Genomic DNA, 26,903 nt, shown 5'->3' with positions numbered 1-26,903 from the left:
TCCCATGTCAGCCACACCGCTTGCTCCTTTGGATCAGCCACTCGCTATAGGGGACAAGTCCCTTACAAACCGATTCCTCCTCTCGCCTATGGTCGGGGTGACCCATGTGGCCCTGCGCCGGCTGCTCCACGACTTTGGGGGATTCGGACTGCATTGGACGGAAATGTGTTCCGCTTCAGCTGTGCTCCAGGAGGATCCCCGCATCTCCCCGGTCTTCCGTTTCCACCGCGATGAACTTGCTACCCTGGTCTGCCAGATCATGGGCAGCGAGCCCGAGACCATGGCCGCTGCAGCACGCCGGATACAAGACGAGGGCTTTTTCGGTGTCGACATCAATATGGGCTGTTGCGTGGCCGCAGTCCGTCAACAAGGGGCTGGAGCGGCCCTGCTGCGCGATATTTCCCGGGCGGCGGCGATAGTCGATGCCGTGCGTCAGGCCGTGGACATCCCCCTCTTTGTCAAGCTCCGTAGCGGCTGGACTGACCAGGGGCCGGTCGTCGTCCACGCGGCCCGAGCGTGTGCCAAGGCCGGAGCCGACGCCTTGATCGTGCACCCCCGCCTGGCCCCGGACCGCCGCACCCGGCCGCCCCAATGGAGAGACATCCGGGCTGTCTGTGAGGCGGTGGATCTCCCTGTTTTCGGCAACGGCAACGTTTTCACTGCTGACGACGCAACAGCCATGCTCCGCCAAACTGGCTGCCAGGGCATCGCCCTGGGCCGCATGGCCGCGGCTCGTCCCTGGATCGCCGCCGAGTGGCTCGGCCATTTTCATCCTGCCCCTGAAACCTATCCGAAAGTGGCCCAACGCATGGTCGAGCTCCTGTGGACGTCATTTCCCGAGGGGCAAGCCCTGCGATTGTACCGCAAATTCATGAATTATTTCGCGGCGAACTTTGCTTTCGGGCACCGGCTGCGCAGCGACTTGACCCGCTCCGCAACCCCGGAGGATCTTTACAAGGAGATCGCACACCACCTGACGCCGCTGCCGCAGCTCACACTGCGCCCCAACAGCCTGCTGTTTGCCGCGTGACCGGCATCTTGAGCCCGCTTTTCAACGTGCTGCATGACCGCAGCGAGAAATGCGCGGGCGGAACTTCCGACAAAGGGACCCTGCCATGAGCCTTCTTCTCCGCAACGCCGTGCTCGGCGAAACCCCTACTGACCTGTTCATCGACCGCGGCGTCTTTCAACGCATCGGCCCAGATCTGGACATCTCGGCAGACAAAACGATCGACGCCGCTGGCAAGGCCATTGTGCCTCCGCTGGTCAACGGCCACACCCACGCGGCCATGACCCTGCTCCGCGGCTACGCGGACGACATGGAATTGCACACCTGGCTCACGGAACATATCTGGCCCCTGGAGGCCCGGCTGAGCGAGGAGGATGTCTATGTCGGATCACTCCTGGCCTGCCTGGAGATGATCAAGTCTGGAACGCTGTTTTTCAATGATATGTACTGGCATTTCGAGGGCACCGCCAGGGCGGTGACGGAGATGGGTCTGCGGGCGGCCCTTTCGTCGGTCTTCATTGATTTCGGGGATGCCCGGACGGCTGAGGACAAACAGCGACGCTGCCTGGACCTCCTCGCGACCTACAAAGAAGTTGACCCGCGCCTGCAATGCGCTCTCGGCCCCCACGCCGTGTACACGGTGAGCCGGAAATCCTTGGAATGGATCAGAGATATAGCTGAGGAACACGATCTGCTGATCCATATGCATGTGGCCGAGACCCGCAAAGAGGTCGAGGACTGCATGGCCGAGCACGGCAAACGCCCGGTCGCCTATCTGGACGAACTCGGCCTGCTTTCCCCGCGTCTTGTCGCTTGCCATGCAGTCTGGCTCACCCCTGAAGAAATGGAGCTCCTGGCCAAGCGCGGCGTGAACATCGTGCACAATCCGGTCTCGAACATGAAGCTCTGCTCCGGAACCAGTCCCGTGGAATCCATGCGCCAACATGGCCTGCGGATCGGACTCGGCACGGACGGCTGCTCATCCAACAACGCCCTGGACATGTTCAGCGAGATGAAATCCGCGGCGTTGGCAGCCAAAGTGGCGACCGGATCACCCAAAGCCCTCCCGGCTGATGCCGTGTGGGAGATGGCCACTGCCCAGGGGGCTGCCATATTCAATCTCAACCACGGGATAACCGAAGGGGCCTGGGCCGACTGCCTGCTGGTGGACCTCGATCAACCGGCAATGGTGCCCTGCTACAACCTGACCTCCAATCTGGTCTATGCCGCTTCCGGAGGCTGCGTGGACACAGCCATCTGTAACGGCGAAGTTCTGATGCAAAAGCGCCATATCCCAGGAGAAGAGGAAATTATCGCCCGGGCCCGGGCCTGTGCCCGGCGTCTTGTTGCTGGGTGATCGCCCATCGCTTCCTGAAAAAAGCGCTTGCCCTTGACGGCGTTCCGGTTTTCATTATGTATGGATAATGAAGTGCCCTTCTGGGATGCGCGTCGAATCCTGCCTGCTTTTCTCTACCCTTCGAATAAGGAGGTGAGTGCGATGTTTAGAAATCTTCTTCCCAGTTTACGCCGTGAACAAAGTGGTTTGGCCTATCGCGAAGACCCCTTCACAGAGATGATGGAACGCTTTTTTCGCAGCCCTTTCGAAGGATTTCCCCGTGAATTCGGTGACTTTCCCAGTATCGACCTCAGCGAGACCGACAAGGACATCGTGGTCAAGGCAGAGATGCCCGGCATGGAACCGGAGGATATTGATCTCTCCGTCGAGGGCGGCTCGCTGATCATAAAAGGGGAAAAGAAAAGGGAAACCGAGGATCACAACGAGAATTACCACCGTATCGAACGCAGTTACGGCAGCTTCTACCGCACCATTGCGCTACCGAGCCAGGTCGACGAGGCAAACGTCAAAGCCAATTTCAAGCGCGGGGTGTTGCAGATCACCCTGCCCAAAAAAGAAAACACTCAAGGCAAAAAGATTGCCATCGAGACCTGAGTGCCTCCCCCTGTCGCTATAACGCCCCGGCAAGGTCCACCTTGCCGGGGCGTTGTGCATTTCCGTCGGAGGCCACGATCACTGCGGCCGCGGATCAAACTTCAAAGCCCAGGTCAATTTTTCAGGCTGTGCAAAGGCGCCGGGATGCGACCGCCATGCCGGATAAACCCGGCCGATCCGTCCATGTCCCGCACCGGCATGATGTGTGCCTCTCCCAGGAGCCCGCCGAAGACCGCCTTGTCACCGGCCTGTTTCCCCGGAACAGGGATAAGCCGGGCCGCAGTGGTCTTGTGATTGATAACCCCGATGGCCATTTCGTCAGCGATGATGCCGGCCAATGTCACCGCTGGAATGGCGCCCGGCAAGGCAACCATGTCCAGGCCCACCGAACAGACTGCGGTCATGGCTTCGAGCTTTTCCAGCCCTAGATGCCCCTGATGGGCTGCTTCAGCGATGTTCAGATCTTCGCTGACCGGAATAAACGCCCCGGACAGTCCTCCCACAGACGAACTGGCAAAGGCCCCCCCTTTTTTCACGGCATCGTTGAGCATAGCCAAAAGCGCCGTCGAACCGGGCACTCCGATATGGGAGAGCCCCAGCGACTGGAATATCTCACCGACGCTGTCCCCCACATTCGGGGTCGGCGCCAGGGACAAGTCGACAATCCCGAACCCGACGCCAAGGCCCTTGGCCACTTCCCGACCAACGATCTCACCGACCCGGGTGACCTTATACGCCGTGCGTTTGATGGTTTCGGACAATTCCCCCAGCGACAACTCAGGATTTGCGGCCACCGCCCGGTCAATGGCCTTCTTGACCACGCCGGGCCCACTGACGCCGACATTGATGACCGCGTCCGGTTCTCCAGCTCCCAGATAGGCTCCGGCCATAAAGGGAACATCTTCAGGAAGGTTGGCGAAGACGCACAATTTGGCGCACCCCAGCCCATCCCGGTCCGCCGTGGCCGCCGCTGTTTCCTTGAGCACCTCTCCCATACGCGCGATGGCGTCCATATTCAGCCCGGAACGTGACGAAGCGACATTGACCGACGCGCAAACACGCTCGGTCGACGCCAGGGCTTCAGGCATGGCTTCCAGCAGATGCGTGTCCCCGGGTGCCATCCCTTTTTCGACCAATGCCGTGAACCCGCCGATAAAATCGACGCCGACATCGTGGGCGGCCCGGTCCAGGCACCGGGCCACTTCGACAAATTCCTCGGGCCGGCATGCAGCGGCGACCAACGCGGCCGGGCTCACGGCTATGCGCTTGTTGACGACCTCGATACCGTATTTTTCGCCGACCTGATCGCATAGAGCGACAAAGGACCGGCCGAGCCGGTAAATCTTGTTGTAGATATTCTGTGTCAGACGCTGCACATCATCGCTCTGACAATCATAGAGACTGACCCCCAGCGTCACGGTCCGCACATCGAGATGTTCGTTTTGGACCATCTGCAGGGTTGAAAGGACTTCACTTTCGGTAAGCATAAACGCTCCGCATGGTAGGAAACTGCTGAAAAGCCGACAGGAACTGTCCGACCGGATCGTGCCTCTGGTTCGCGAGTCGGCAGTATGGTTATAGCCGGTGAATCTCTTCGAAGATCGCCTTGTGCTGGACGCTGACCTCCAGTCCGTCACGGGCGGCGCGCTGCTGCAAAGCGGTCCGCAACGCCGGCAGCGAGGTGTCTTCAGGCACGGTGACTTCGTAAATCATGACCATCTGATCCGGATAGGCCTGAGACCGATTGACCGCCTGAAGATTACAGATATTGACCGCATGGGTTTTGAGCACCCCGGCCATGGCGGCGATCAGGCCCGGGGCATCGGGCCCGATGGTGATGATCACGAACGACGCAGCCTCCCGAGGCGAAGGCGCAGCGCTTTCCTCGAATTCGCGAACGACACAGTTCAGGCCCTGAGGAGCCAAACGGTCTTCGAGGCTGGTGCGGACCTCGTTGACGGACTGCGCTCCTGGAATACTGGCAATAAACAGGGCCGCAAATTGCCCCTGGAGGATCGTCTGGGAGACATCCTCAATATTGCATTCCAATTCAGCGAGTATGGCCGCAACATCAGCCACTATTCCTGGTCGGTCCTGCCCCACCACACTGATAATACTCTTGTGCATGTGTTTTTCCATGGGTCTTGCATCATTTTGGGCCGTTCGGCCTGCTAACTGCCTATTGACAAATTCCCTCTGACGCAGGTCTTTCAAAAAACCCAAGGAACGGCGCAAAAAAGTCCAATATCACAGCGTGCGCAATCGCACGCAAGAATTTGAAATTTTTGCAGTCTTGCCGCAGTTGGGAGATGTGCAACAGCCTGCTAATCCCGTTTTTGAAGGAAAACTTCTATCCGCCTGGCTAGAAGCGAACAGCTGAAGGTCAGCAGAAAATACAGAACCGTGACGGTAATCCAGACCTCAAAGGTCAAATAGGTAGCCGCCATGAGTTCCATGCCTTGAAAAGTCAACTCCGGTACAGAAATAACAGAAACAATTGCGGAATCCTTGATCGTAGAAATAAACTGTCCGGTCAGGGGCGGGATCACACGCCGCACGGCCTGGGGCAGGATAACATACCGGAGTTGTTCGAACTTGGACAACCCCAGGGCGTACGCCGCTTCCCACTGACCACGCTCAATGGATTGGATCCCGGAACGGACGATTTCGGTGATATAGGCCCCCTCATACAGGGCCAGGGTGACCACGGCGGAAATCGTGGTCATGAGTTGCGCGGGTTCGGCAAAAACGAGAGCGATGATCTTTTGGGCCAGAGGGGGGAACCGCCCCACCATCTCCTGCAATCCAAGGCTGGGCAACAATTGATCGCTGAAAAAATAATAGAGCAGAAAGACCAGGACCAACGGGGGCAGATTCCGGCTGAGCACGACATAGCTCTGGGCGATGAGCCGTTTGAACAGGCTCGGGCTGACGCGAAACAGCCCCATGACCACGCCAATGCACGTCGCCAGCAACGTACTCCAAAAGCTCAGCCGAATGGTGGTCAAAAGCCCCTGTAGCAAAAGATTGGGAACCCAATGCCCGGCCTGCTCATCATAGCGGACCAGATATTGGGGAATGACCTCCCACTGCCATTTATAGGCCAGTTCCGTGGCGGCGTTGTGTAACAGCCAGGAACCGCCGCCCACGACAACAGCCAGAAACAAGGTGTCAAACCAGGTCCATTTGGCAGGCCGTTGCCACAAAGCGTCCTCTCCGAATGGTCAATCGTTGAAAAAAGAGGGCGGCCATTGGCCGCCCTGTGCCGTGTGCTGTCAATTCCGTCACAGACCGCACCATCTCGGCTCGTGCAGAACACCATATCGCGCGGACCGTTCACAGCCCCATGCAAACCACCGCTACAAAGTCCACAACGGCAATCCCTCTCTTGACCCGCAAAACCTGAAATCTTTTGCGGCGTCACTGTTCAGGGCAGATGGGCAATTCGCTGCGCTGAAGCTATTGGATCTGGTCCTCCCAGTCCATGGTCGTGAACCAATAGGCGTGGCGCTCTTGCAGCCAACCTTCAGCCTTTTTGACCCGGACCCAATTATTCAAAAAGTTCAGGAAGTCAATATCTCCCTTGCGGATCGCGAAACCGATGGGTTCGGTGGTGAATGTCTCGCCGTCAAGGGGCAGGTACAGCCGCTCCTTGTGCAGTATCGCCTGCTGTTCAGGCAGGGGCTGGCTGGCCACCATAGCGTGGGCCCGCTGAGTCAACAACTCCTGAAGGGCTTGGGCTTCGTCATCAAACAATCGGATGGTGGCCTCGGGCATATGTGTTTTGGCTGCCTGGGCCGCGGTGGTCCCAATCCTCGCAGCGATTGTCACCGAGGGTTTATTGAAATCCTCCAGACTCTCATACCCAGGGGCGACTGATTTGTGGGCCACAATGGACATCCCGGAATGGTCGTAGGGAACACTGAAGTTCACTTTGAGGTTGCGCTGAGGCCGAATTCCCATGCCACCAATGATGATATCGAACTTCCCGGTCAACAATGCCGGAATAATACCGGACCATTTCGTGGGCACAAATTCCGGTTCGACCCCCATATCCGCGGCCAATGCCTTGGCCACATCAATCTCGAAGCCGATGAATTCCCCTTTCTTGTTTTTCATGGCCCACGGCTTGAAGGTCGAGAATCCGACCCGCAAATTTCCTCGTTTCTGGATCTGTTCCAGTGCGCTTGCCTGGCTCAGGGCTTCGCGCACATCCGCTGACTGGGCCGCCGTCCCCAAAAGGGCCACTGCCATCACGCAACCAATCATCACTGCCAATAGCTTGCGTACACGCATCTCCGCCTCCATTGTCGTTGTTGAGTTCACGCTATGTGCTCCTGTCCACAGGAAACTGGTGCCTCGCCGTGGTTCTGCCCGCAGACTCAGACTGTCCAAATCCCGTCCATTGATTTCGTCACCGCAGTCCCGGAGGCGGATCAAAGAATCTTACTCAGAAAGAGCCGGGTGCGCTCCTTGGCTGGCTGCGTAAAAAACTCCCGGTTCCGGCCCTCCTCCACCACCTGACCATCTTCCATAAACACGAAACGGTCGCCAACCTCTCGGGCAAAGCCCATTTCATGGGTCACGACGACCATGGTCATCCCTTCGCGAGCCAGGTCCTTCATGACCTCCAGGACCTCACCGATCATTTCCGGATCCAAGGCCGACGTCGCCTCGTCAAAAAGCATGACCGCAGGACGCATAGCCAGGGCACGAGCGATGGCCACCCGCTGCTGCTGCCCGCCGGAAAGCTGGCCGGGAAAGGCTTCCATCTTATCGGACATCCCGACCTTCTGCAGCAATTCTTCCATGAGTTCACGTGCTTGGGCCTGACTCATCTTTCGCACCCGTTTCGGGGCCAGCATGATATTTTCCGAGACCCGCAAATGGGGAAAGAGATTGAACGACTGGAAGACCATACCGACTTCGGTTCGGATCTGCAGCCGGTGCTGGGGGTTTTCATCCAAAGGGATCCTATCGATGACCACGCTTCCGGAATCGATATCCTCCAGGCCGTTCAGACACCGCAGAAGCGTCGATTTCCCGGACCCTGAAGGTCCGATGACCACCACGACTTCACACCGCTCAATGGTCAGATCGACTCCTTCCAAGGCCACAACCCCATTGGGGAAACGCTTGGAGAGGCCGTGCGCCTCGATGATCGGAGCTCCGGTAGACGAAGCGCCGCACGGCGCATGGTGGGCAGGAGAATCCATGGAATCCTCATCGCGCCCGCTGTCGGGCGATTGGTTTGGCTGCTCAAGAGCCGGAAAGAATGAATCGGGCCGGCTGGGGAAACCAGCACCCCATCCCTCACGCCGAATCGGCGGCCATTTTGCGTTCCAGGCCCCAGGCCAGCGCGGAAAGGGTAATGGTCAGAACAAGATAGAGACCTGCTACAGTGAACCAGACTTCAAAAGCCAGAAAGGTCTCCGCAACCAGGGCCTGGCCCCGCATAGTCAGATCATAAACCGCAATGGTGCTCACCAGCGCCGAATCTTTGACCAGGGACACTGCCTGGCTGGTCAACGGCGGGATAATACGCCGCAAGGCTTGTGGCAGGATGATCTTCCGGTACATGTCCCAATTGGACAGCCCCAGACAATAGGCGGCTTCCCATTGGCCTCGATGGATGGAGACAATGCCAGCCCTGAAGATTTCCGAGGCATAGGCCCCTTCAAACAGACTGAGAGCTAAAACTGCCGAGAAAAAACGGCCTATCCCAAAAAGAGGACCGATCACAAAATAGATGAAAAAAATCAGGATCAACAATGGGGTATTGCGAACCAGCTCTAAATAGATCCGGGCCACGAGGCGGCCCATGACCGATGGCAAGAGCCGGAGCAAGGCCGCCCCGAGCCCAAAGACCAATGACAGCAAAAGACTCACCCCGGTGATTTTCAAGGTCACCAGCAAGCCCTGCAACAAAGGTCCCAGGCTCAACTCCCCCTGTTGCACCGTCCCGATATATTCCGATATGCGGTACCATTGCCAGTTGTATCCCAGGTTGCCGGCTCCACGCCCTCCGAGCCAGAGCAGCGCCGCCATAACCAGCACATACCGGAGAATACTCCACCACGGCTCCCAAGCCTGCAGTCTCTGGTGGATCTGGTGTCGGTTCATGACGCTCCCGCCTTCTACAAACACAGATGTAGTCAATCAGGTCATCCCCCGGCCTGTTGAAAAGACCGGATCTCTCAGACTGCTCCACGCCCAAAAACGCGGCGCACACGTCCAGGTCTGCCGGCGTGGTCGGCGTTCGCTAAAGCGCGCCATGCGAGGTGTTGAAGCGCTGTCTGCGGCGAGAACAAGGACAGATGGTCAACCGGGAGTCGCCGGGCATGGCGGGATACAGGATCCCTTGCGTGCTGTACCACCGCGCTGGAAAGGGCGCTGTTGCAGTGTATCGACAAAGATTCATCAGATCCTTGATACCTGAAGCACAATATCAGGCGAACGCACCCAGAAGAGGAACAAAGGCGACGGCCAGAAAATGCTCTTGTGCGTAGTCCTCCTCCGATGTCCGTGTCATGCGCACGATCACCTGCCTGCCGCGATCGTTTTCCACCGGCATGATAAGGCGCCCTCCCACAGCAAGTTGCTCGACAAGGGGTTGCGGAACACGTCGCCCCGCGGCCGTGACGAGGATAGCCTCAAACGGGGCCGCCTCCGGCCACCCCCTGGTTCCATCACCAATGCGGCAAACAATATTGGTATAGCCCAATTCGTGAAACACCTCGCGCACACGGGCGTCAAAGCTTTCCACCCGCTCGATGGTATACACCTCCTGGGCCAGGCGACTGGCCACAGCCGCTTGGTACCCGGACCCTGTCCCCACTTCCAGCACCCGGTCTGCCGGCTGGAGTTCAAGGAGTTCGGTCATATAGGCCACGATATACGGCTGAGAAATGGTTTGCCCGTCCCCGATAGGCAAGGGGGCGTCGTCGTACGCCGCGTCCTGGTACTGCGCGGGGACAAAACGGTGCCGCGGGACATCGCGCAGAGCTGCAAGCACCCTGGAATCACGTATCCCCCGGGCAACGATCTGCTCCTGTACCATGATTTCGCGCTCTGGACGCCGCTGGAGATTTGTGTCGAGGCTGACCATACGCAAGACTCCTGTCTTCCAGTCTGGCCCGAAGATACACAATCTCCAGGCTGGAGACAACAGACAACGAACTTGCGGCGTCGGGGCTCCTTCTATAAAGTGCAGTCAGAATCAGAGAGAGTGACCCTCAAGGAGGCATGTATGGATGAAGGCAAAAAAAAGTGGAAAGCGCATCTTGACGGCGCCGAGGCAGCCAAAATGTTGCGGAGCCTGGCTGATGATATCGAATCCGGGCATTTCAGCATCTTTGCAAGCCAATTGGACATTGCCCCCGAGGCCGACTTCAAAATCAGCCTCAAGCAAAACGAAGGCAAGCAGAGCCTCGAATGCAAATTCGAGTACCACGGCCGCCGCAAGGAAGGCGGAAGCGGGGACTCGACCGGAGGCGAAGAGTACGACGACCTCAAAGACCGCATGAAAAGCGATTTTAAAACGATCAAAGAGGCCGTGGCAGCCACGACCCTTCCCGGCTCAAAAACCGCTGAGCGCTTTATTCGCGATTCCCGGATCATGTGCACCTATCCCGGTATGGGCGATCCCTACTACCCGGAATATCTCAGCGTGGTCGACCAATTCGCCCAGGCCCTGGCCCAGGAAGATGCCGCTGCTGTGTCCACAGCGGTCACCGAGTTGGAACGGCTCAAACGGGAGTGCCACGACCGCTACAAATAGGGTCGGTGTCGCCTCCAGGAAGCCAGCGTACCAACCGGCATACAATACATACACTCGAGTTGCCCCCACCTGTGACGACAAAAAGAGGCAGGAGCATAAGCTGCTCCTGCCTCTTTTTGTCGTCAGCCGCCGCCTGGCGGTTATCGCCCCCAGCCACGGCGTATTCCCTATCCGCCGAGGCCATATCGGGACGATAGCCCTAGGAATCGTGATCCGCCTTGGGGCCGTGCTCGTAGTTGAGATAAAACAAAAAAATCCCGATCAGTCCTAAACCCAATACAACCATCAGACCTTCAAACATCGTCTCCCCCTTCTCGGAATCGCAGGTCGTTCAAATGCCATCCTCCTAGCCCAGACAGGGCAACCTTGGCAACCCAAAGCTGCCAGGAATACTGGCACAATAGCCGGCTCGCCGGCCAGAAACAAAACGGCGCGAAATCAGCCCCCCAGGAGCTGCTGCAAGAAAATCGTCGCCAATCCAAGGAAAATCAAAAATCCGCCGACATCGGTGGCCGTGGTCACCAATATTGAGGATCCCAAGGCGGGATCAAGTTTAAGCTTGCGCAATGTCACCGGGATCAGAGACCCGAAAAAACCGGCCACCACCAGATTAACGGACATGGCCACCAGGATGATGAGGCCAAGCCAGACGTTATCGTACCACGCCCAGGCGATGGCGCCCATGACACCGCCGATGAGCATGCCATTGACAAATCCAACGCCAGCCTCCTTGAGTAGCACCCGCCAATTGTCCCGCAAGGGGACCTCGCCCAGCGCCAGAGCGCGAACGACCACTGTCAGGGACTGGTTGCCGGCATTGCCTCCAAGCATGGCCACGATAGGCATCAAAGCCGCCAGGGCGACGAATTGGGAAATGGAGTCCGAAAAAAGATCGACTGTATAGGCCACGAAAAGCGCTGTGCACAAATTGACCAAAAGCCAGGGAGCGCGCATTTTCACGGAACGCCCCACCGGGGAATTCAGGCTCTCGTCAGCGTCCAGGTTCGCCAAAAGGTACATGTCCTCGGCTGTTTCTTCCTGGATAACGTCATAGATGTCGTCAAAGGTAATGATCCCCACAAGTCGTTCATCCTCCGAGACCACCGGAATAGCCAGAAAATCGTAGTGCTGCATTTTCTTGGCCACTTCTTCGATGTCTTCATTGACCCGCACCGAGATGACACTTTTGCTCATCACGTCGCGCACGAGTTTGTAGCGCGGCGCCATGATCAACTCCCGCAAAGAGACGAACCCAATCAACCGCAGCGCTTTATCCACGACATAGATATAGTAAATCGTCTCTTTCTTGGGTGCCTGGAGGCGAAGCTGTTCCAGCGCGGCACTGACAGTGTCATCAAAACGGATCAGGGCGTAATCCGTGGTCATGTACCCGCCGGCACTGTCTTCGTCGTAATTGATGAGCTTGATAATGTTTTGACGCTCCGCGCGAATAAGCAGCGACAGGATCCGCTCCTGCAGGGCGTCTTCCATATCGTCCAAAAGGTCCGCCCGATCATCGGGGCTCATCTGGGAAACCAGATCCGCCAACGTCTCCCGGGACAACCGGAGCAGGACTTCCTTTTGCAATTCAAAGGAAACGAACTCAAAAAACGGAAGGGCGTGCGAGGCTCCAACAAGTTCGATATATTGCGCCAGGGCATCGACGCCCATCGGTTCGACGTATTCGGCCCAATCGGCCGGGTGCGGCGAATACGTGTCGTAGAGGGTCACAGCCTGTTCAGCGTCGCCGCTGGCTATGCACTCCAGTAAGTGTTCGACAACTGTAGTGGATTCGGTCATGGCGACCTCCCTTTTCACCGGCATCTCAGGCACTGAGGACGCAGCATGGTCCCCCGTGCCGGACATGCCGATCGCGGTATACTTCATCGTTCTCTTCTGCCACCCGAAGCAGGCACAAGCCCCCGGGTGGTTCTTTGCCCCGGGCAAACAGCGGCCACTGCCTGCGCTGACTGGCGAAAAGCGCTGCGCCCTCCAGCCGGTTCAAAAACCAGGGCTACGAATGGTGGCCAATCAAAGAGCAGCCTCGTAGCACCATATCCCGAACCCGAGGGCCAGGGTATAAAAAAGGGGATGATCCCGGCGGATCATCCCCTTTCATAGACAAAAGCCGGCCTTGCCCTTTTCAGCGGGGATCCAATTGACAATCATGTCGGATGTCTTCTCCCTCGTCAATAAAGACGACGGTCTCGGAGATATTCGTGGCCAGATCCCCGACCCGTTCCAGGCTATTGGAGGCCAAAATCGTGTGTACGGAGCGCTCGATGACAATCTGTTCACAACACATGTAATCGATCAATTTTTTGATGATCTTGATGTTCTGCTCGTCAGCTTCACGGTCCATCTTGCAGACTTCCACGGCCTGGTTGGTATCCAGATTTGTGAAGGCCTGGATGGACTGCTTAAACATCCGGAAAACAACATCGCTCAAGGCCTTCAAAATATTATGAAACGGGAGCGCCGGCCGCTGGTTGAGCAACAAGGCCCGCTCAGCGAGATTCGTGGCCTGGTCGCCGATGCGTTCCAGATCCACGGCAATGCGCGAACAACCGACGATAAATCGCAGATCATGGGCCACCGGCTGCTCCAGGGCCAGCAAGCGCACGCACCGCTCGTCCACGGCAACCTGTAAACGGTTGATTTCTTTATCCCCGTCGATAACCGTTTCAGCCAATTGGTCATCGCGGTCAAAAACCGATTGGAGCGCTTTTTCCAGAGCCCGCTCTGAAAGCGCGAACATATTCATGATTTCATTTTTGAGTTTATCCAACTCACGCTGTAAATGCGTCTGCATACTCAGCTCTCTTTCGGCAAAACGTTACAGAAACTCCTCTGGCGGTATCAGCCAAAACGTCCGGTGATATACTCTTCCGTTTGTTTTTTGCTCGGCTTGGTGAACATGGTCTCGGTCTCATCGACCTCCACCAGTTCGCCCATGTAAAAAAAGGCCGTATAGTCGGAGACCCGGGCTGCCTGTTGCATGTTATGGGTGACGATGATGATCGTCAATTTTTCCTTGAGTTCGTGGATCAATTCCTCGATTTTCTGGGTCGCGATCGGATCCAGGGCCGAGGCCGGTTCGTCCATGAGCAGGACTTCGGGTTGGACTGCCAAAGCACGCGCAATGCACAACCGTTGCTGCTGCCCTCCAGAAAGAGATGTCGCCGGCGCTTGAAGACGGTCGGCCACCTCATCCCATAATCCGGCTTTCCGCAACGAGGTCTCCACCAATTCATCCATTTCCGGACCCTTCTTGGCCACTCCATGGATCCGGGGAGCGTAAGCGATATTTTCATAGATCGCTTTAGGAAACGGGTTCGGTTTCTGGAATACCATCCCGATGCGCCGCCGCAGGTCCACAACGTCGACTTTATTGTCATTGATATCGGCGCCGTCCAAAGCGACTTTCCCTTCAAGGCGCGCTTCCGGGATCAATTCGTTCATGCGGTTCAAACAACGTATGAACGTACTCTTGCCACACCCTGAGGGGCCGATAAGGGCGGTGACCCGATTCTCAGGAAAAATAATATTGATATCTTTGAGGGCCTTGAAGTCGCCATAGAAAAAATCCACATTCTCAGCGGCCATTTTTGCCTGAGTGGTCATGAGAACACCTGTGCCTGGAGGTTGGAAAAAATTGCCCGCACTGGACACAATGCCTTGTAGCCTGACTGCGCCCCTGCCGCCTCATACAGCTGGGCAGGCGAAGGGACGCTTCATTGCCGAAAAAACGGCTTACGCAGAAGAGCATTCCCGCAGTGTAAAGCGAAATGCTGACCCTTCTATTTGACCGGGGACGGGGCTTTCGACCCAGATTCGTCCAACGTGATTGCGCACGATATGCCGGGCGATGGCCAGTCCCAATCCCGTCCCGGCGACCTGCTTGGAGCCGTGCTGGACGCGGTAGAACCGCTCAAAAATCCGCTCCTGTTCCCGTTGCCCGACCCCTGGACCGCTGTCCACAACGCTTATCTGCCATATCGGGCCGTCCTGCTCCGCTTCTATGCGGACCTCAGTATTTTCCGGGCTGAATTTGATCGCATTTTCAAACAGATTGCGTAGCACCTGGACCAAGGGGTCGTATTCGGACCACACGCACACCCCGGCCGGGATCTGACTCTGGTTGAGTGAGACATGGTGTTCCTCGGCCATGGGTTGACAATATTTCCACGCCGCCTGGATGGCGTTGGTCAGCAACACCGGGCCGAGTTCCCTGTCGCCAGCGTTGGACTCCAATTTCGAGAGCTGGAGCAGATCTTCCAGTAAGCGGGACATGGCGTTGGCATTTTTGACCACGACCTGCATATAGGCGTGGACGGCTTCGGTCTCCACCTGCCCCATATCAAGCAGTGTCTCGGCATACCCTTTGATCGAGGTCAACGGCGTTCTGAGCTCATGCGAGACATTGGCCACGAAATCCCGGCGCACCCGCTCGAGCCGTTTGAGTTCGGTGATATCGTGGAAGACCACGATGGCGCTGATGTCCTGGCTTTCTGCTGGCAAGGGCAACAGATTCACATCGTAAATCCGCTCCTGCATTGTTTCGACCTGCAATTGGGCGGGCTCCATGCTCTGCTTACCCACCGTTGCAGCGACCATTGCCTCGCAGGCGCCTTGCAGTTCCGGACTGCGGATGAGCTCAATCGGGGCCCTTCCCACCGGAGAGGTGACCTCGAGAATATTCTTGAGTTCGGTATTGACCATGCTCACCTTGCCTTGACGGTCAAGGACCATGACCCCTTCGTGCATGCCATTCAAAATGGATTCGAACTGCCGGTTCTGATCGCTGATGGTCGTAATATGGCTCTGAATGCGCCGGGCCATGCGGTTGATGGCCTGAGCCAGGGGTAAAAATTCCCGTGCCGGAGTGAATGCAATCCGCTTGTCGTATTCCCCATTGCCGATGGCATCGGCGGTCTGCCCCATGCGCAGCATGGCCCGGCTCACGCGGGAAGCGAGCCAGAAACTCACCACCGCGCACACTGCCAGCCCAATAACGAAGAGGATCAGGTACTGCTGGAACAGGCCGTCCAGACGTTTGTCCACAGCGCTGAGATGCACGGCCATGCGGATGAAACCTTCCGGGATTTCCGATGTGGCCTCCATGGTGCGGGCCACATAAAGCAAATCGGTTTTCAAGGTCTCGCTGTAGCGCAGACTAGAACCGAAACGGCGCTGCATCGCCTCCTGGACTTCCGGTCTTTGCTTGTGATTTTCCAGTTGGCGCACTTTGCGCAGGGGCAGCGAGGAATCGGCGAGAACCGTCCCGTCCTGGCGGATATAGGTAATCCGGACATCAAGCTGTTTCCCGATCTGGCGAAACTGCTCGTTCAAACCCGCCGGGCCTTCCTGTGCCAAGCCCTTGCGCATGAGCCACTGCATGTGCCCAAGCTTGAGTACTGCCTCCCGCTTGGCTGCGGCCAGCAGTTCCTCATGCAGAACCTGCTTGGACAAAAAAAGCGGCACAAATGAGGCCAGGAACAGCAGCCCCAACAAAACGCTCAACAATTTGGTACGCAACGACACGGATCACTCCTCCTGACCGTGGAGGCGGTAGCCCACCCCGCGGACGGTCTCGACAATGGCAGCATACGGTTCAATCTTGTGCCGCAAGCGGCGGACATGGGTATCCACGGTTCGGGCATAGCCTTCGAATTCATACCCCCAAACCTTGTTCAACAATTGATCACGGGTCTGGACCTTGCCCCGACTGCGGATGAGATGGACCAAAAGCCGAAATTCGGTGGCTGTCAATTCCCGGTCTTCGCCGTCGACGGTCACTTTGTAGGTCCCGAAATCGACGCGCAACCCTCCCGACTCCCATAGGGTTTCTTCTTCCGGCTGCGGTTTGCCGCGACGCATGACCGCCTTGGCCCGGAGCAAAAGCTCCCGGGGACTAAATGGCTTCACCACATAGTCGTCAGCGCCGAGTTCCAGTCCAACGATGCGGTCGACCTCGTCGCCTTTGGCTGTGAGCATGATCACCGGTAAATGTTTCGTGGACTCCCGGGAACGCAATTCACGGCAGACTTCCAAGCCATCCTTGCCGGGCAGCATCAGATCCAGGACGACCAGGTCAACTGGTGCGCTGCTCAAAACATCCAGGGCCTGGAACCCATTTTCCGCAGTCAAAACTCGAAAACCGCCGTTTTCAAAATTGATGCGCAACAGATTCAGGATATCCACCTCGTCTTCCACGAGGAGCACAGTATAGGTGGTCATAGTCGTTCTTCCTCTAGGGGTTAGATCCGCCTACCAACGGCGCTCGTAGCGTTTGCGCAGAAATACAGCCGCTGCATTCAGGGTCAATAAGACTGCCAGCAAAACAATGATCGCCGCGGCCGTGCGCTCGGCATAGGCCCGCAAGGATGCCGCAGACCAGGTGTAGATCTGTGCCGGAAGAACGGTGGCCGCATCGGTCACCCCGCTTGGCGCTTCCGGGATATAGGCCATCATTCCGACAATCAAAAGCGGGGCTGTCTCGCCCATGGCCTGGGCCAGTCCGATAATCGTGCCGGTCAGGATCCCGGGCAGCGACAATGGCAGGACATGGTGCCAGACCACCTGCCACGGGGAGGCTCCCACCCCGTAGGCCCCTTCACGGATCGAATCGGGCACGGCCCGCAAGGCCGCGCGGGTACTGATGATGATGATCGGCAGCGTCATCAGCCCCAGCGTCAATCCGCCGGCCATGGCCGACGATCGCGGCACCCCGAAAAAATTGATGAAGATGGCCAGCCCCAGCAGCCCGAACAGGATCGAGGGGATTGCTGCCAGATTATTGATATTGACCTCAATGGCCTGCGTGAATCGGTTGTCCGGAGCAAACTCCTCAAGATAGATCGCGGTCATGACCCCAATGGGAACACTAAAGAGCAGGGTCAGCGACAGGACGTATATCGAGCCGACCACAGCGGCGAAGATACCCGCAATTTCTGGCAACTTGGAATCACCACGGGTGAAAAAACCGGTATTGAAGGCGAGCTTGACCCGGTCGTTGGCCTTGAGGGAGTCGATAAAACGCTTCTGTTTCGGTTTCAGGCGGTTGGACTTGCCTTTGAGGTATTGATCGACTTCAGCGTCGGCTATGACCCATTCCGTCTGGGTCGTGCCCATGAGTTCGGGGTGTTTTTCGATTTCCAGGGGGATCGTCCGCAAACGCCCCCGGCTGACAAAATAGCGTATATCTTCGTCCACCGCCGCCAAAGGAAGTTCGGCGCTTTGTTCCGTATAATGGATCTCGGCCTTGATTCGGGCCTGAACAAAAGCGGTATACCCTTGGCTGATGATGTCGAAAAAGAAAAAGACCAGAAAAGCACAGGCCAGAACGACCGCGCTCAGGGCGTAGAAACGAAACCGCTTCTCCGCCCGGTACCGCCGTTTATTCATGGTCTTGGCCGTGTCGGCTGAGAGTGCCTGCCGCATGGATTCGTGCCTCGTCGTCTGTGGTTATTCGTATTTCTGCTTGAACTTGCGGATCACGATGGTCGACACAATGTTCAGGGTCAGGGTCACCATCAACAACACCAGGCCCAGCCCGAACGCGGATAGTGTTTCCGGACTGTCAAAGGCCTGGTCCCCTGTCAGGGCGTCGACAATGCGCACTGTCACCGTGGTCATGCCCTCCAGCGGATTCCAGGTCAGATTCGGCCGCAGACCGGCAGCCATGACCACGATCATTGTTTCGCCCAGGGCCCGGGAAACAGCCAAAAGCACGGCGGAAACAATGCCGGGCAGGGCAGCTGGCAAGAGCACCTGCTTGATCGTTTCCGAGCGCGTGGTGCCCAGGGCGTACGACCCTTCCCGCAAACTCTGCGGCACCGCACTGATGACATCATCGGAAAGAGAAGAGACAAACGGAATGATCATGATCCCCATGACCAGACCCGGCGTCAGGGCGTTGGTATAATCCGCTTCCAGACCGAGCGATTCGGCCAGTTGGACCACCAGCGGACTGACGGTGATGGCCGCAAAAAACCCGTAAACGACTGTAGGGATACCGGCCAGGATCTCCAGCATCGGCTTCATGGCACCACGCATGCTGTGCGTGGCGTACTCGGACATGAAAATCGCCGCAAAGAGGCCAATGGGCACGGCGACTACCATGGCAATAGCCGTGATCATGAATGTCCCGGCGAAAATCGGGACCGAGCCGAAATCAGGCTTGGCGACAGCTTCCCCGCCGCGCCCGGCACCACCGAGAAAAGCGGTATCCGGACTCCATTGGGTTCCAGTCAAAAAGTCCCAGAAACTGACCAATTGGAAAAATTTAATCGCTTCGAACAAAATGGAGACCACAATGCCCACTGTGGTCAAAATCGAGATCAAGGAAGCCGCCAGGAGAAGGCCACGTATCCACCGCTCCACAATATTGCGGGCTTGCAGCCCAGGACTGATGGTGCGCAGGCCAAGCCCCAGCCCCGCAATGAACAGAACGCCGCTGGCAGGCACAAGGAGCTCACTGGGCAGCGTCACCAGGCCAAACCAATGCAATAAGGCGGCAATGCCGTTCAAGGCCACAGCAGGGGCTGCCATCCAGATCACCGCATACCAGCCGTAGGCGCCGGGACGGGAATGCAGGCGGCGGCCTTCTTGTGATTCTTTGGCCGATGCCTTGTTTCGCCCGATGTAATAGGCCATCGCCCCCAGCGGCAGGACACCCAAGAAGCAGACAATGATCAAATAGCTACTCACACCAACCCCGATGTACGGGCAGCGGCCAAGGCACTACCCTGTTTTGTTCACATTCGTGGAAAGACAAATCCGGCCCGTTTGCATTCCATACCGCTGTTCAGCCTGGAATGCGCGCGGACTGCGGGGGCCAAACCTAGTGCATTGTATTCAGCACTCGTTGAATAGCAAGTCGCCGGAATGCAGGACCGAGAAAAGGGCCGGCCGGTGCGTACCGGCCGACCCTGACAGACATCCAACTGTTCAAAAAAACCCTCGGGTAATTGACTATTGGATATCGCTCAACTGCAGATTATTGCGATTCTCCCAGTTGGCGCGCTGGGCTTCACGTTCTTCCTTGGGCAAGGGGATCAGGCCGATGCCCTTGAGGTAGCCCATGTCACCGATCATTTTTTCACTGAGGAACAGATCAACATACTCTTCCATGCCGTCGACTTCGCCCAGGTGGGCTTTTTTGACGTAGAAGAACAGGCTCCGGGAAACAGGATACTCGCCAGAAGAGATGGCAGCCGGTTTCGGGGCCACACCATCGATAAGGGCGCCCTGAATGCGGTCGCTGTTTTCTTCGAGGAAGCTGTAACCAAAAATGCCCAGGGCTTCAGTGTTTTTGTCCAGCTTCTGCACGATCAGGTTGTCGTTTTCCCCAGCCGGGACATACACGCCGTCCTGGCGGATCTTGGTGTATTCACCGCCGTAGCCGTCAATGTCTTCAGAAGCGGCTTCCATGACGAGTTCTTCAAAAGCGTCACGGGTACCGGAGCTGGTGGGAGGGCCGTAGACCAGGATTTCACGGTTCGGCAGGTCCCCGTTGATCTGATCCCAATGGGTGTAGGGGTTCTTGACCAACTTGCCATCCTGGGGCACTTCAGCAGCCACGGCCAGGGTCAGCTCTTCGCGAGTCAACGCCAGCTCGGGATTGTCGATATTGTGCGCAATGGCAATGCCGTCATAGCCGATGACGACCTGCACGATGTCTTCAACACCATTTTCCTGGCAGCGTTTGAACTCGCTGACCTTGATCTGGCGGGAAGCGTTAGAGATGTCTGGAGTGTCGAGGCCAACACCCTGGGAGAACAACTTCATGCCGCCACCGGAACCGGTGGATTCGATAACCGGGGTCGGGTAGTCGGTGGTTGCACCAAACTCTTCAGCAACATAACTGGCAAACGGAAAAACAGTGCTCGAACCAACGATGCGGATCTGGTCGCGAGCAGAAGCGGTCCCCAGACCGATAGTCAGGACCATGGCCAAGGCCAAGGCGCAATACAAAACACGTTTCATAACTTCCTCCAAATTCGTGAGCGTTGTGTTTCGTCTTGGAACGCATACCCAAAACAGGGACAGGTCTAGGTGCCTTATGTGACAATCCTGCGACAAGGAATTGCTTTTTATGTGACACGATCACGAAAGGAAGAAATGGTTGTTCAAGGCGGCTTCACTCCTCAAAAAAGGTTTTGGCTCACCTCCCGTGCCAGCCGCCCCTTGGCCGCCGCAGCAACGGCGCTCCCGGCAGCCACAAAGGCACCCAGTGTAACATTGCGGTAACAAACGCCACGTCGGCCACCACCGGCCCGGCCGCTCGTGAAAGGACCCCCATGCTCTCTCAGCCCAATCTGCTCGACAATCTGACCGTTGTTCTTTTTCAGCCCAAGTTCGCAGAAAACGTGGGCAGTACTGCCCGTGCCTGCGCCAATCTCGGTTGCCCCAACCTGAAATTGGTCCAGCCCCCGGCATGGGATCTGGAGCGGGCAGCCCCCCTGGCTACGGGACGGGGAAAAGAGGTGCTGCACTCCCTGACCCTGCATCCCGATCTTCCCAGCGCCTTGAGCCCGCACCACACCGTTTACGGGACCACCGCCCGGACCGGCGGATGGCGCAAAGCCATCCGGACCCCGGAACAGGTCGCGGAGGACGTCGCTGGCAAGCTCGCTGCCGGGCACCAGGTGGCGGTCGTCTTCGGTCCCGAAGACCGGGGACTGTCCAATGAAGAAATCGATATCTGCGGTCAACTGCTGACGATTCCCACGGCCAGCGAGGCCACCTCGCTCAATCTCAGCCAAGCGGTTTTGCTGGTCTTATACGAATGGTTCAAAGCGAGTTCGGGGAAACGGTTTCTCCGGACCACTCCGCCCCAATCCCGCTTGTGCACCCACGAAGAGCGAGAGACCCTGCTGACTTCAGTGCAGGAGGCGCTCCTCCGCCTCGATTTTTTCAAAGACGACAACGCCGCCTATTGGATGCTCCCGGTACGGAGGTTCTTCCAACGCTTTGAACTCCGGCGCCACGAATTCAATCTCCTCATGGGCATTTGCCGTCAGGTCAAATGGCTCGCGACCCGCACGGACACCGACCGCCATGACCCGTAAACGTCTCGAGCCTGAATCCGCACACCTGACACCAGACGCAATCACGGTTCGGGGGCACGGCCTCAGGCTCGAGGTGCAGACTGCAGCGTTTTGGGGCAACGTCAGCGTGAAAACCACATGCCGCCTGCAAGGAGGAAGATCGCCAACGGGCTGCTAAAAAACCTCGGCTTCAAAACGGTAGACCTGGGTCTTCTTGCTTTTCCAGGCCGTGGGAGGCAACCCGGCTTTCACGCAGGTCTGCCCCAAAAAGGTCTCCCGGTCCCACCCCTGCTCTGTGGCCACCTGGGGCAGCAACAGCCCCGAATGGACCGAACGTTGCACCAGCAGGCCATGGCGTCCCGGCTCAACCCCCTCCGGATCGGTCACCGGCTCCAAGGGACCCAGCACGGAAATCTCGATCTCCAGGTCTTTGATTTCACCTTCCTGCAGCGAAGGGAAACGGGGGTCGTCAAAGGCAGCGGCCTGGGCCATATCCGCAATGGTCTGCCACAAGGGCCGGTCTCCGATAACATGTCCAATGCAGCCGCGCAGATGCCCCGCCTGCTTGAGGGTCACAAAGGCGCCCAAATTTTCCTGCATTTGTTCGCTCGGCGCTTCCGGCAAGTGCTGCTGGGGATCAAAACGGCTGCGGATGCTCCGCTCGGCCAGATCTTTCAGGGCGCGTCGTTCCTGCTCATTCAAAGCCAACTGCACGATACATTCTCCTTTCGTTTATTTTGAGGTGCCCCTCCAGCCTGCAATCAAGCCGAGCACCTCCTATCCGACACTCTCTGTGTCCCCCCCGAAAAACAATTCCAGTTCCGGAGCCCGAACATCCCAAGACGACCACAGCTCCGGAACTGGGATTGTGAACACGGTCTGGAAGCTGCCTTGAGCGCCACAGGCAACCGTTATCACTAAGACAACGCTGTATCGGTCACTTCGTAAACCGTCTCCGGAACTTCACCCACGCTATTGCTCCAGACCGAGGACACAATTCCAGTTCCGGAGCCCGAAATCCCAAAAGAATCAATCTGTTGGACCGTCTGTAGTCCCTGAGCGTTGCAAATCCAAGCTCAGTTCAACAGAGGCGCCCTCACGCTTGACTGTGATCTGCATCGGTTCTTCGGCCTGGACTGCGTCCATGGCGGCCTGATGCAAGTCCCACAACCCGGTGAATGGCTCACCGCCCACTTTCACCAGAAGATCACCGCTTTGCAGTCCGCCCCGAGCGGCACGACTGCCGGGCTCCACAGTCATCACTCGAGCCCCTTCAGGACGCATCTCCATGGTAAACCCCAGGCGGCTGGTATGCTGCAAGGGGCAATAAAAAAACCAGTCGGCGGCCTCAGCTTCGGGCAGCGTCCCGCCACGCCATCCTATCACGCTTACGATCTTCGCTTGGGGGTCCCAGCGGTGCAGTCGGGAGACAATCCCCCAATCGTATTCAACATGCCCGGTCCCGGTCAGGATAACCACCGGTCGCCCGGTCTGCGCGTGCACCCGCCGGGCCCGACTAGCCATCTGGGTATCCCAGATGGACTGGATCAACATGAACCGCTCCAATGAACCGCTGGTAGCGTTGCCCATTTGCTGGAACAGTTTCTGGTGCCCGGAAAATTCTTCCTCGAGGGCCTGCCGCTGAGGTTCTGGCGGATCCAGGATCGTTACGGGGAGCCGCGCCCGTTTCTCAGGCGCCATCCCCTCAAGTCCCTTTTCCCGCACCTCGTCCAGGACGGCCTGCTCGATATTCAGCGCGTACAAATCGACCCCGGCGTCGGAAGCGACTTGGAAAACCGGCTTGTACAGCGAATACGGGTGGCCCCAGCTTGTCTGCCAATCAAGGGCCTCAGGCAACTCCTCCACGGAGAGCCGGCCCTGGTTGAAACGGTCCAAAACAGGCTGTTTCGCTGCCGGCACCATTTCCAGGCCAAGCACAGGCTGCAGGTCCTGGGAGGCCAAGACCTGCAGCACGTCCGCCTGCACCGCATGATCGCAGGCGTTGGTGTGGGCCTCGCCCATGAGGAGGTAGTCGACGTGACGGGCCTGCTGCGCAAAAGCAAAAAGGGACATTGGCTCCCCGGCGTGGGTGACCAATGTCCCTTTGCGCAAACCCGCGGCCGGATCGCTTTGCAGGGCTGGCGGCCCGCCACAGGCCGCCAGCAACAAAGCGCCAACCACAACAGAGATGATCGGCATCAATCCCATTTGCGCTTGTCCTCGATGGGTTTGACATTCGGCGGCAACGCGCCAGGGGCCAGCACTTTCAACGTCGGCCGCAGTTTGATCCGCTCGCGGAACATGTGCTGCAATTCGTCGCCGCGCTGAAAATCCGTGGCCTCGACATACAAGGTCATCTCGTCGATGCCACCGGGGTTGGTGACTTCGATCTGCCACCGCTTGATCTCGTCAAATTTGGAAATGACCTGCTCGACCTGGTGGGGATAGACAAACATGCCCTTGATGCGTGCGGTGGTATCCACCCGGCCGACAATGCCGCCAAGTCGCGGCGAAGTCCGGCCGCAGGGGCACGGAGTGCGGTCGATATAGGCCAGATCGCCGGTGGCCAGACGGATCAGGGGATAGGTTTTATTGAACGCGGTGACCACGATCTCTCCGACCTCGCCGTCCTTGAGCGGAATCCCCGTGTCCGGGTGGCAGATTTCGACAAACGCCCGGTTGGCCACGTGCAACCCTTCGCGATGGAAGCACTCGTAACCGATACAGCCGACATCCGCTGTGCCGTATCCCTGGCGCATGATCATGTCGAATTTTTTCTCCAGAGTGGAGCGCATCTTTTCCGAGAGCTTTTCCCCAGTCACGAAGGCGACTTCCAGGAAAAGATCCTTGCGCAGGTTGTGCCCGGCCTCTTCGGCCTTTTGAGCCAAGTGCATCAGATAACTCGGAGTCCCGACGTAGCCGGAGACACGCAGCTTCTGCATGATCTCCAACTGCGTGTTCGTCGACCCTGGACCGGCCGGCACCACGGAACACCCCAGATTGCGCAACGGTTCTTCAAACATGAGCCCCGCCGGCGCCATATGGTAATTGAAGGTGATCTGCGCGATATCGCCGCTGCGAAATCCGGAAGCGTAAAAAGCCTCGGTCCAGCCCCAATAATCGTCGCTGCGGTCCTCGGGATCGAAAATCGGGCCCGGGGACATGAAAATACGGCGCAACTCCCCAAGATCTTTGGTCAACAGCCCGCCAAGACGCGGCCCCATGGACTGCAGAAAGATCAATTCCTTCTTCTTCAGGATCGGAATGTGCTTGAGGTCAGAAAGCTCTCTGAATTTATTGACATCGAATTGCGCCCGATCAAACCGCTTCTTGACGTCCTCGGAATACCGGTACGCGTAGCGGAGCAATTCTTTGAGCTGGATCAAATAATATTGTTTGCGTTCGGATTCATCCAGCACCTCTCTGCGGCTGAAGATCCCTTCTGTGCGATCCTTACGGGTCATCGACTCCTCCCCCTTTTCTCCTCGTTCGCACCGGGCGCCTTGGCCGCGTCGAACTTGGCGGCACCTTTGCCCCGGCGCTTTACATCCCTTCGGCCTTGGGCCCAAGGGGATTTATTGACACATCTCGCCTCAAACCGAAAATCGGAACACAAATGATCACGCCCCACTCCAAGTACTCAACGTGCACCCCGGCTGAGAAGCGCGTCGAACCTGGAAAGGGCCCCCTTCGCGAAAAACCGAGACCTGCTGCACTTCAGGCGGCCGGGTCCTGATTCAGACGACGCTGAGACCACCCGCCGCTTTGCCGGCAAAAGACTGCAAACCGTTTTTCCTCTCCGGACTCGGGCGCAACGGCGGGCTTTCGCCGGAAAAGACTCCCACAAGGCGCCACAAAGGCCACTGCCCCGAAAAGAAAATCACTAGACGTGGAAAACCAAGTCTAGTGATACTAAATACACTTCATGCGCTTGACAAGGCGCAATCAGGAGGCGCTCCGCTTTCCTGAGTCAAGCGGGAAAAACGCTCGTATTGTATAGACAGCTTGAAAATCAAAAATCGCAGAAAAAGCACAACCGTAACGCAGTCGGTGCCTGAACGCATTTGCAAGCGGTGTTGCCCCACCACGATTGGGTAACCCCCAGCGGTCTGCTGCGCTGGCACCGCCTCTTGCCCCGCCTTGCCGAGGAAGACGGTTTATGCCGGACCATGCCCAAAACTCTTTTTTCAGACTGGGATAGGACCCTGAAAGCGGTTCACGTCTCCAGGCAAGCCAACCAGAATAGAACCAGCCGCTTGGGAATCACTCAAGAACGGTGTCCTCGGGTTCGGCCGCAGCAATGGCAGGGGCGGCAAGTTCCTCGCTACTCGCAGCGCCACGATTGCGGGCAAAGACAAGGTAGCCGGTGTGGGCCACCATGCGGTCTTCAGGCCGCAGGCGGTCGGAGACCGGTTTATAGCGCCGCAAAAGGATCTCCACCACCTCAAGATCGGTCAGCAGACCGGTTGTTTCAATCTCGGCGAGCAGATTGCTGATCTGATTTGTGGTGGGCAATAAAAAGCCCACTGGAGCGCCGGGTTTGACCACGGCCGCCGCCTGGGGGACGTACATATCGGGAGTACGCACGTCGAGAAACAAGGCATCAGCGTCTGTTTGCTCAAACCCCTCTTCGATATCCCGGATATAGCGCTGAACGCGGTGGCCCAGGGCAACCTGGTCGAGATTTTTTGCGCACAATTCGGAAAATTCCGCACGCCGCTCATAGGTATAGACCTTGCCGGTGTCGCCGACGTACCAGGCCAGGGCCATGGTCAGACTCCCCGATCCCGTGCCGCATTCCACGACGCGACTGCCTGGCCCAACCCCGAGTTTCATCAGGATGTACCCGATCTCTTTTGGGTAGATAATTTGCGTCTTGCGCTTGATCCCTTTGATCAAATCGTAGATGGTAGGCTTTACAACCCGATAGGGACGCCCCAAATGGGTCTTGATGGTCGCTCCAAAATCGGCCTGCCGGACCTCGTCCATCGAAAGAAGTCCGTCATGGGTCTGGAGCACTTCTCCGTCCTGGAGCAGGCGCAAGTATCGCTTGCCCTTTGGGCTGACCAATTGTACCAATTGCCCTGGCTCTATCATACAACCTCCAAA

At 57.6% G+C, this 26,903-nt stretch carries 24 protein-coding genes; 5 read left to right on the top strand and 19 right to left on the bottom strand.

The genetic code is table 11. The features are described 5' to 3' along the window. The first annotated feature begins 4 nt into the window (after positions 1-4). The 3 genes from DRET_RS02400 to DRET_RS02390 all read left to right on the top strand — a co-directional run bounded on the left by DRET_RS02400 (position 5) and on the right by DRET_RS02390 (position 2,960). Complete coding sequence (locus DRET_RS02400) at positions 5-1,030, top strand: tRNA dihydrouridine synthase (protein WP_015750938.1); 1,026 nt, start codon at positions 5-7, stop codon at positions 1,028-1,030. 85 nt (positions 1,031-1,115) lie between these two features. Continuing rightward, entirely contained in the window at positions 1,116-2,366 is a 1,251-nt protein-coding gene (locus DRET_RS02395; RefSeq protein WP_015750937.1) for an amidohydrolase, read from the top strand. Positions 2,367-2,507: 141 nt separating this feature from the next. Beyond that, positions 2,508-2,960: an Hsp20/alpha crystallin family protein gene (locus tag DRET_RS02390; RefSeq protein WP_015750936.1), complete on the top strand. Its 453-nt coding sequence runs from the start codon at positions 2,508-2,510 to the stop codon at positions 2,958-2,960. A gap of 113 nt (positions 2,961-3,073) precedes the next feature. On the opposite strand, the gene DRET_RS02385 is transcribed toward DRET_RS02390, so the two are convergent. From DRET_RS02385 to DRET_RS02355, 7 genes are all read right to left on the bottom strand, one after another. Beyond that, complete coding sequence (locus tag DRET_RS02385) at positions 3,074-4,447, bottom strand: PFL family protein (protein ID WP_015750935.1); 1,374 nt, start codon at positions 4,445-4,447, stop codon at positions 3,074-3,076. An 88-nt stretch (positions 4,448-4,535) separates the two neighbouring features. Further along, the gene (locus DRET_RS02380) at positions 4,536-5,087 is read right to left on the bottom strand and encodes a glycine cleavage system transcriptional repressor (protein WP_015750934.1); all 552 of its coding nucleotides are present in this window, start codon (positions 5,085-5,087) and stop codon (positions 4,536-4,538) included. A gap of 197 nt (positions 5,088-5,284) precedes the next feature. Next, complete coding sequence (locus tag DRET_RS02375) at positions 5,285-6,166, bottom strand: amino acid ABC transporter permease (RefSeq protein ID WP_015750933.1); 882 nt, start codon at positions 6,164-6,166, stop codon at positions 5,285-5,287. 253 nt (positions 6,167-6,419) lie between these two features. Further along, the gene (locus tag DRET_RS02370) at positions 6,420-7,256 is read right to left on the bottom strand and encodes a transporter substrate-binding domain-containing protein (RefSeq protein ID WP_015750932.1); all 837 of its coding nucleotides are present in this window, start codon (positions 7,254-7,256) and stop codon (positions 6,420-6,422) included. 140 nt (positions 7,257-7,396) lie between these two features. After that, on the bottom strand, positions 7,397-8,176 hold the full coding sequence (locus DRET_RS02365) for an amino acid ABC transporter ATP-binding protein (protein ID WP_015750931.1): 780 nt from the start codon (positions 8,174-8,176) through the stop codon (positions 7,397-7,399). 97 nt (positions 8,177-8,273) lie between these two features. After that, the gene (locus DRET_RS02360) at positions 8,274-9,083 is read right to left on the bottom strand and encodes an amino acid ABC transporter permease (protein ID WP_015750930.1); all 810 of its coding nucleotides are present in this window, start codon (positions 9,081-9,083) and stop codon (positions 8,274-8,276) included. Positions 9,084-9,408: 325 nt separating this feature from the next. Then, on the bottom strand, positions 9,409-10,068 hold the full coding sequence (locus DRET_RS02355) for a protein-L-isoaspartate(D-aspartate) O-methyltransferase (RefSeq protein ID WP_015750929.1): 660 nt from the start codon (positions 10,066-10,068) through the stop codon (positions 9,409-9,411). A gap of 141 nt (positions 10,069-10,209) precedes the next feature. Between DRET_RS02355 and DRET_RS12830 the strand changes: the two genes are divergently transcribed. Then, the gene (locus tag DRET_RS12830; RefSeq protein WP_015750928.1) at positions 10,210-10,740 is read left to right on the top strand and encodes a GAK system XXXCH domain-containing protein; all 531 of its coding nucleotides are present in this window, start codon (positions 10,210-10,212) and stop codon (positions 10,738-10,740) included. 438 nt (positions 10,741-11,178) lie between these two features. Here the strand turns inward: DRET_RS12830 and mgtE are convergent, their stop codons facing one another. The 8 genes from mgtE to DRET_RS02305 form a co-directional block, all read right to left on the bottom strand. After that, on the bottom strand, positions 11,179-12,627 hold the full coding sequence (gene mgtE / locus DRET_RS02345; RefSeq protein ID WP_015750926.1) for a magnesium transporter: 1,449 nt from the start codon (positions 12,625-12,627) through the stop codon (positions 11,179-11,181). Between the two features lie 256 nt (positions 12,628-12,883). Beyond that, positions 12,884-13,552: a phosphate signaling complex protein PhoU gene (gene phoU / locus DRET_RS02335; protein WP_015750925.1), complete on the bottom strand. Its 669-nt coding sequence runs from the start codon at positions 13,550-13,552 to the stop codon at positions 12,884-12,886. Between the two features lie 47 nt (positions 13,553-13,599). Then, positions 13,600-14,364, bottom strand: a complete 765-nt coding sequence (gene pstB, locus DRET_RS02330) for a phosphate ABC transporter ATP-binding protein PstB (protein WP_015750924.1) — start codon at positions 14,362-14,364, stop codon at positions 13,600-13,602. Between the two features lie 129 nt (positions 14,365-14,493). After that, on the bottom strand, positions 14,494-16,284 hold the full coding sequence (locus DRET_RS02325; RefSeq protein ID WP_015750923.1) for an ATP-binding protein: 1,791 nt from the start codon (positions 16,282-16,284) through the stop codon (positions 14,494-14,496). 3 nt (positions 16,285-16,287) lie between these two features. Then, on the bottom strand, positions 16,288-16,980 hold the full coding sequence (locus tag DRET_RS02320) for a response regulator (RefSeq protein WP_015750922.1): 693 nt from the start codon (positions 16,978-16,980) through the stop codon (positions 16,288-16,290). 30 nt (positions 16,981-17,010) lie between these two features. Next, positions 17,011-18,183, bottom strand: coding sequence for a phosphate ABC transporter permease PstA (gene pstA / locus DRET_RS02315; protein WP_015750921.1), 1,173 nt, complete (start codon positions 18,181-18,183; stop codon positions 17,011-17,013). Positions 18,184-18,207: 24 nt separating this feature from the next. Next, positions 18,208-19,452: a phosphate ABC transporter permease subunit PstC gene (pstC, locus tag DRET_RS02310; RefSeq protein ID WP_279614522.1), complete on the bottom strand. Its 1,245-nt coding sequence runs from the start codon at positions 19,450-19,452 to the stop codon at positions 18,208-18,210. Positions 19,453-19,716: 264 nt separating this feature from the next. Further along, positions 19,717-20,730 carry a PstS family phosphate ABC transporter substrate-binding protein gene (locus DRET_RS02305; protein WP_015750919.1) on the bottom strand — a complete coding sequence of 338 codons (1,014 nt, stop codon included), beginning with the start codon at positions 20,728-20,730 and terminating at the stop codon, positions 19,717-19,719. Positions 20,731-21,044: 314 nt separating this feature from the next. On the opposite strand from DRET_RS02305, the gene DRET_RS02300 reads away from it, so the two are divergent. Continuing rightward, on the top strand, positions 21,045-21,815 hold the full coding sequence (locus DRET_RS02300; protein ID WP_015750918.1) for an RNA methyltransferase: 771 nt from the start codon (positions 21,045-21,047) through the stop codon (positions 21,813-21,815). A gap of 153 nt (positions 21,816-21,968) precedes the next feature. On the opposite strand, the gene amrA is transcribed toward DRET_RS02300, so the two are convergent. The 4 genes from amrA to DRET_RS02280 form a co-directional block, all read right to left on the bottom strand. Further along, positions 21,969-22,508, bottom strand: a complete 540-nt coding sequence (gene amrA, locus DRET_RS02295) for an AmmeMemoRadiSam system protein A (protein ID WP_015750917.1) — start codon at positions 22,506-22,508, stop codon at positions 21,969-21,971. 315 nt (positions 22,509-22,823) lie between these two features. Beyond that, complete coding sequence (locus tag DRET_RS02290; RefSeq protein ID WP_015750916.1) at positions 22,824-24,002, bottom strand: ChaN family lipoprotein; 1,179 nt, start codon at positions 24,000-24,002, stop codon at positions 22,824-22,826. Beyond that, complete coding sequence (locus DRET_RS02285; protein ID WP_015750915.1) at positions 23,993-25,258, bottom strand: phenylacetate--CoA ligase family protein; 1,266 nt, start codon at positions 25,256-25,258, stop codon at positions 23,993-23,995. The genes DRET_RS02290 and DRET_RS02285 overlap by 10 nt, the downstream gene beginning before the upstream one ends. 799 nt (positions 25,259-26,057) lie before the next feature. Then, the gene (locus DRET_RS02280) at positions 26,058-26,891 is read right to left on the bottom strand and encodes a tRNA (adenine-N1)-methyltransferase (RefSeq protein WP_015750914.1); all 834 of its coding nucleotides are present in this window, start codon (positions 26,889-26,891) and stop codon (positions 26,058-26,060) included. Between the last annotated feature and the right edge of the window lie 12 nt (positions 26,892-26,903).

The organism is Desulfohalobium retbaense DSM 5692 (assembly GCF_000024325.1).
Taxonomy (GTDB): Bacteria; Desulfobacterota; Desulfovibrionia; order Desulfovibrionales; family Desulfohalobiaceae; genus Desulfohalobium; species Desulfohalobium retbaense.
The sequence above is the reverse complement of the archived record's forward strand: the minus strand, read 5'-3'. Positions and strand labels throughout refer to the sequence as shown.

Excerpts from the sequence above, each read along its gene's own strand:
- DRET_RS02400 (WP_015750938.1), top strand. The coding sequence starts at position 5 with ATGTCAGCCACACCGCTTGCTCCTTTGGATCAGCCACTCGCTATAGGG.
- DRET_RS02395 (WP_015750937.1), top strand. The coding sequence starts at position 1,116 with ATGAGCCTTCTTCTCCGCAACGCCGTGCTCGGCGAAACCCCTACTGAC.
- DRET_RS02390 (WP_015750936.1), top strand. The coding sequence starts at position 2,508 with ATGTTTAGAAATCTTCTTCCCAGTTTACGCCGTGAACAAAGTGGTTTG.
- DRET_RS02385 (WP_015750935.1), bottom strand. The coding sequence starts at position 4,447 with ATGCTTACCGAAAGTGAAGTCCTTTCAACCCTGCAGATGGTCCAAAAC.
- DRET_RS02380 (WP_015750934.1), bottom strand. The coding sequence starts at position 5,087 with ATGCACAAGAGTATTATCAGTGTGGTGGGGCAGGACCGACCAGGAATA.
- DRET_RS02370 (WP_015750932.1), bottom strand. The coding sequence starts at position 7,256 with ATGCGTGTACGCAAGCTATTGGCAGTGATGATTGGTTGCGTGATGGCA.
- DRET_RS02365 (WP_015750931.1), bottom strand. The coding sequence starts at position 8,176 with ATGGATTCTCCTGCCCACCATGCGCCGTGCGGCGCTTCGTCTACCGGA.
- DRET_RS02360 (WP_015750930.1), bottom strand. The coding sequence starts at position 9,083 with ATGAACCGACACCAGATCCACCAGAGACTGCAGGCTTGGGAGCCGTGG.
- DRET_RS02355 (WP_015750929.1), bottom strand. The coding sequence starts at position 10,068 with ATGGTCAGCCTCGACACAAATCTCCAGCGGCGTCCAGAGCGCGAAATC.
- DRET_RS12830 (WP_015750928.1), top strand. The coding sequence starts at position 10,210 with ATGGATGAAGGCAAAAAAAAGTGGAAAGCGCATCTTGACGGCGCCGAG.
- mgtE (WP_015750926.1), bottom strand. The coding sequence starts at position 12,627 with ATGAAGTATACCGCGATCGGCATGTCCGGCACGGGGGACCATGCTGCG.
- phoU (WP_015750925.1), bottom strand. The coding sequence starts at position 13,552 with ATGCAGACGCATTTACAGCGTGAGTTGGATAAACTCAAAAATGAAATC.
- pstB (WP_015750924.1), bottom strand. The coding sequence starts at position 14,364 with ATGACCACTCAGGCAAAAATGGCCGCTGAGAATGTGGATTTTTTCTAT.
- DRET_RS02320 (WP_015750922.1), bottom strand. The coding sequence starts at position 16,980 with ATGACCACCTATACTGTGCTCCTCGTGGAAGACGAGGTGGATATCCTG.
- pstA (WP_015750921.1), bottom strand. The coding sequence starts at position 18,183 with ATGCGGCAGGCACTCTCAGCCGACACGGCCAAGACCATGAATAAACGG.
- DRET_RS02305 (WP_015750919.1), bottom strand. The coding sequence starts at position 20,730 with ATGAAACGTGTTTTGTATTGCGCCTTGGCCTTGGCCATGGTCCTGACT.
- DRET_RS02300 (WP_015750918.1), top strand. The coding sequence starts at position 21,045 with ATGCTCTCTCAGCCCAATCTGCTCGACAATCTGACCGTTGTTCTTTTT.
- DRET_RS02290 (WP_015750916.1), bottom strand. The coding sequence starts at position 24,002 with ATGGGATTGATGCCGATCATCTCTGTTGTGGTTGGCGCTTTGTTGCTG.
- DRET_RS02285 (WP_015750915.1), bottom strand. The coding sequence starts at position 25,258 with ATGACCCGTAAGGATCGCACAGAAGGGATCTTCAGCCGCAGAGAGGTG.
- DRET_RS02280 (WP_015750914.1), bottom strand. The coding sequence starts at position 26,891 with ATGATAGAGCCAGGGCAATTGGTACAATTGGTCAGCCCAAAGGGCAAG.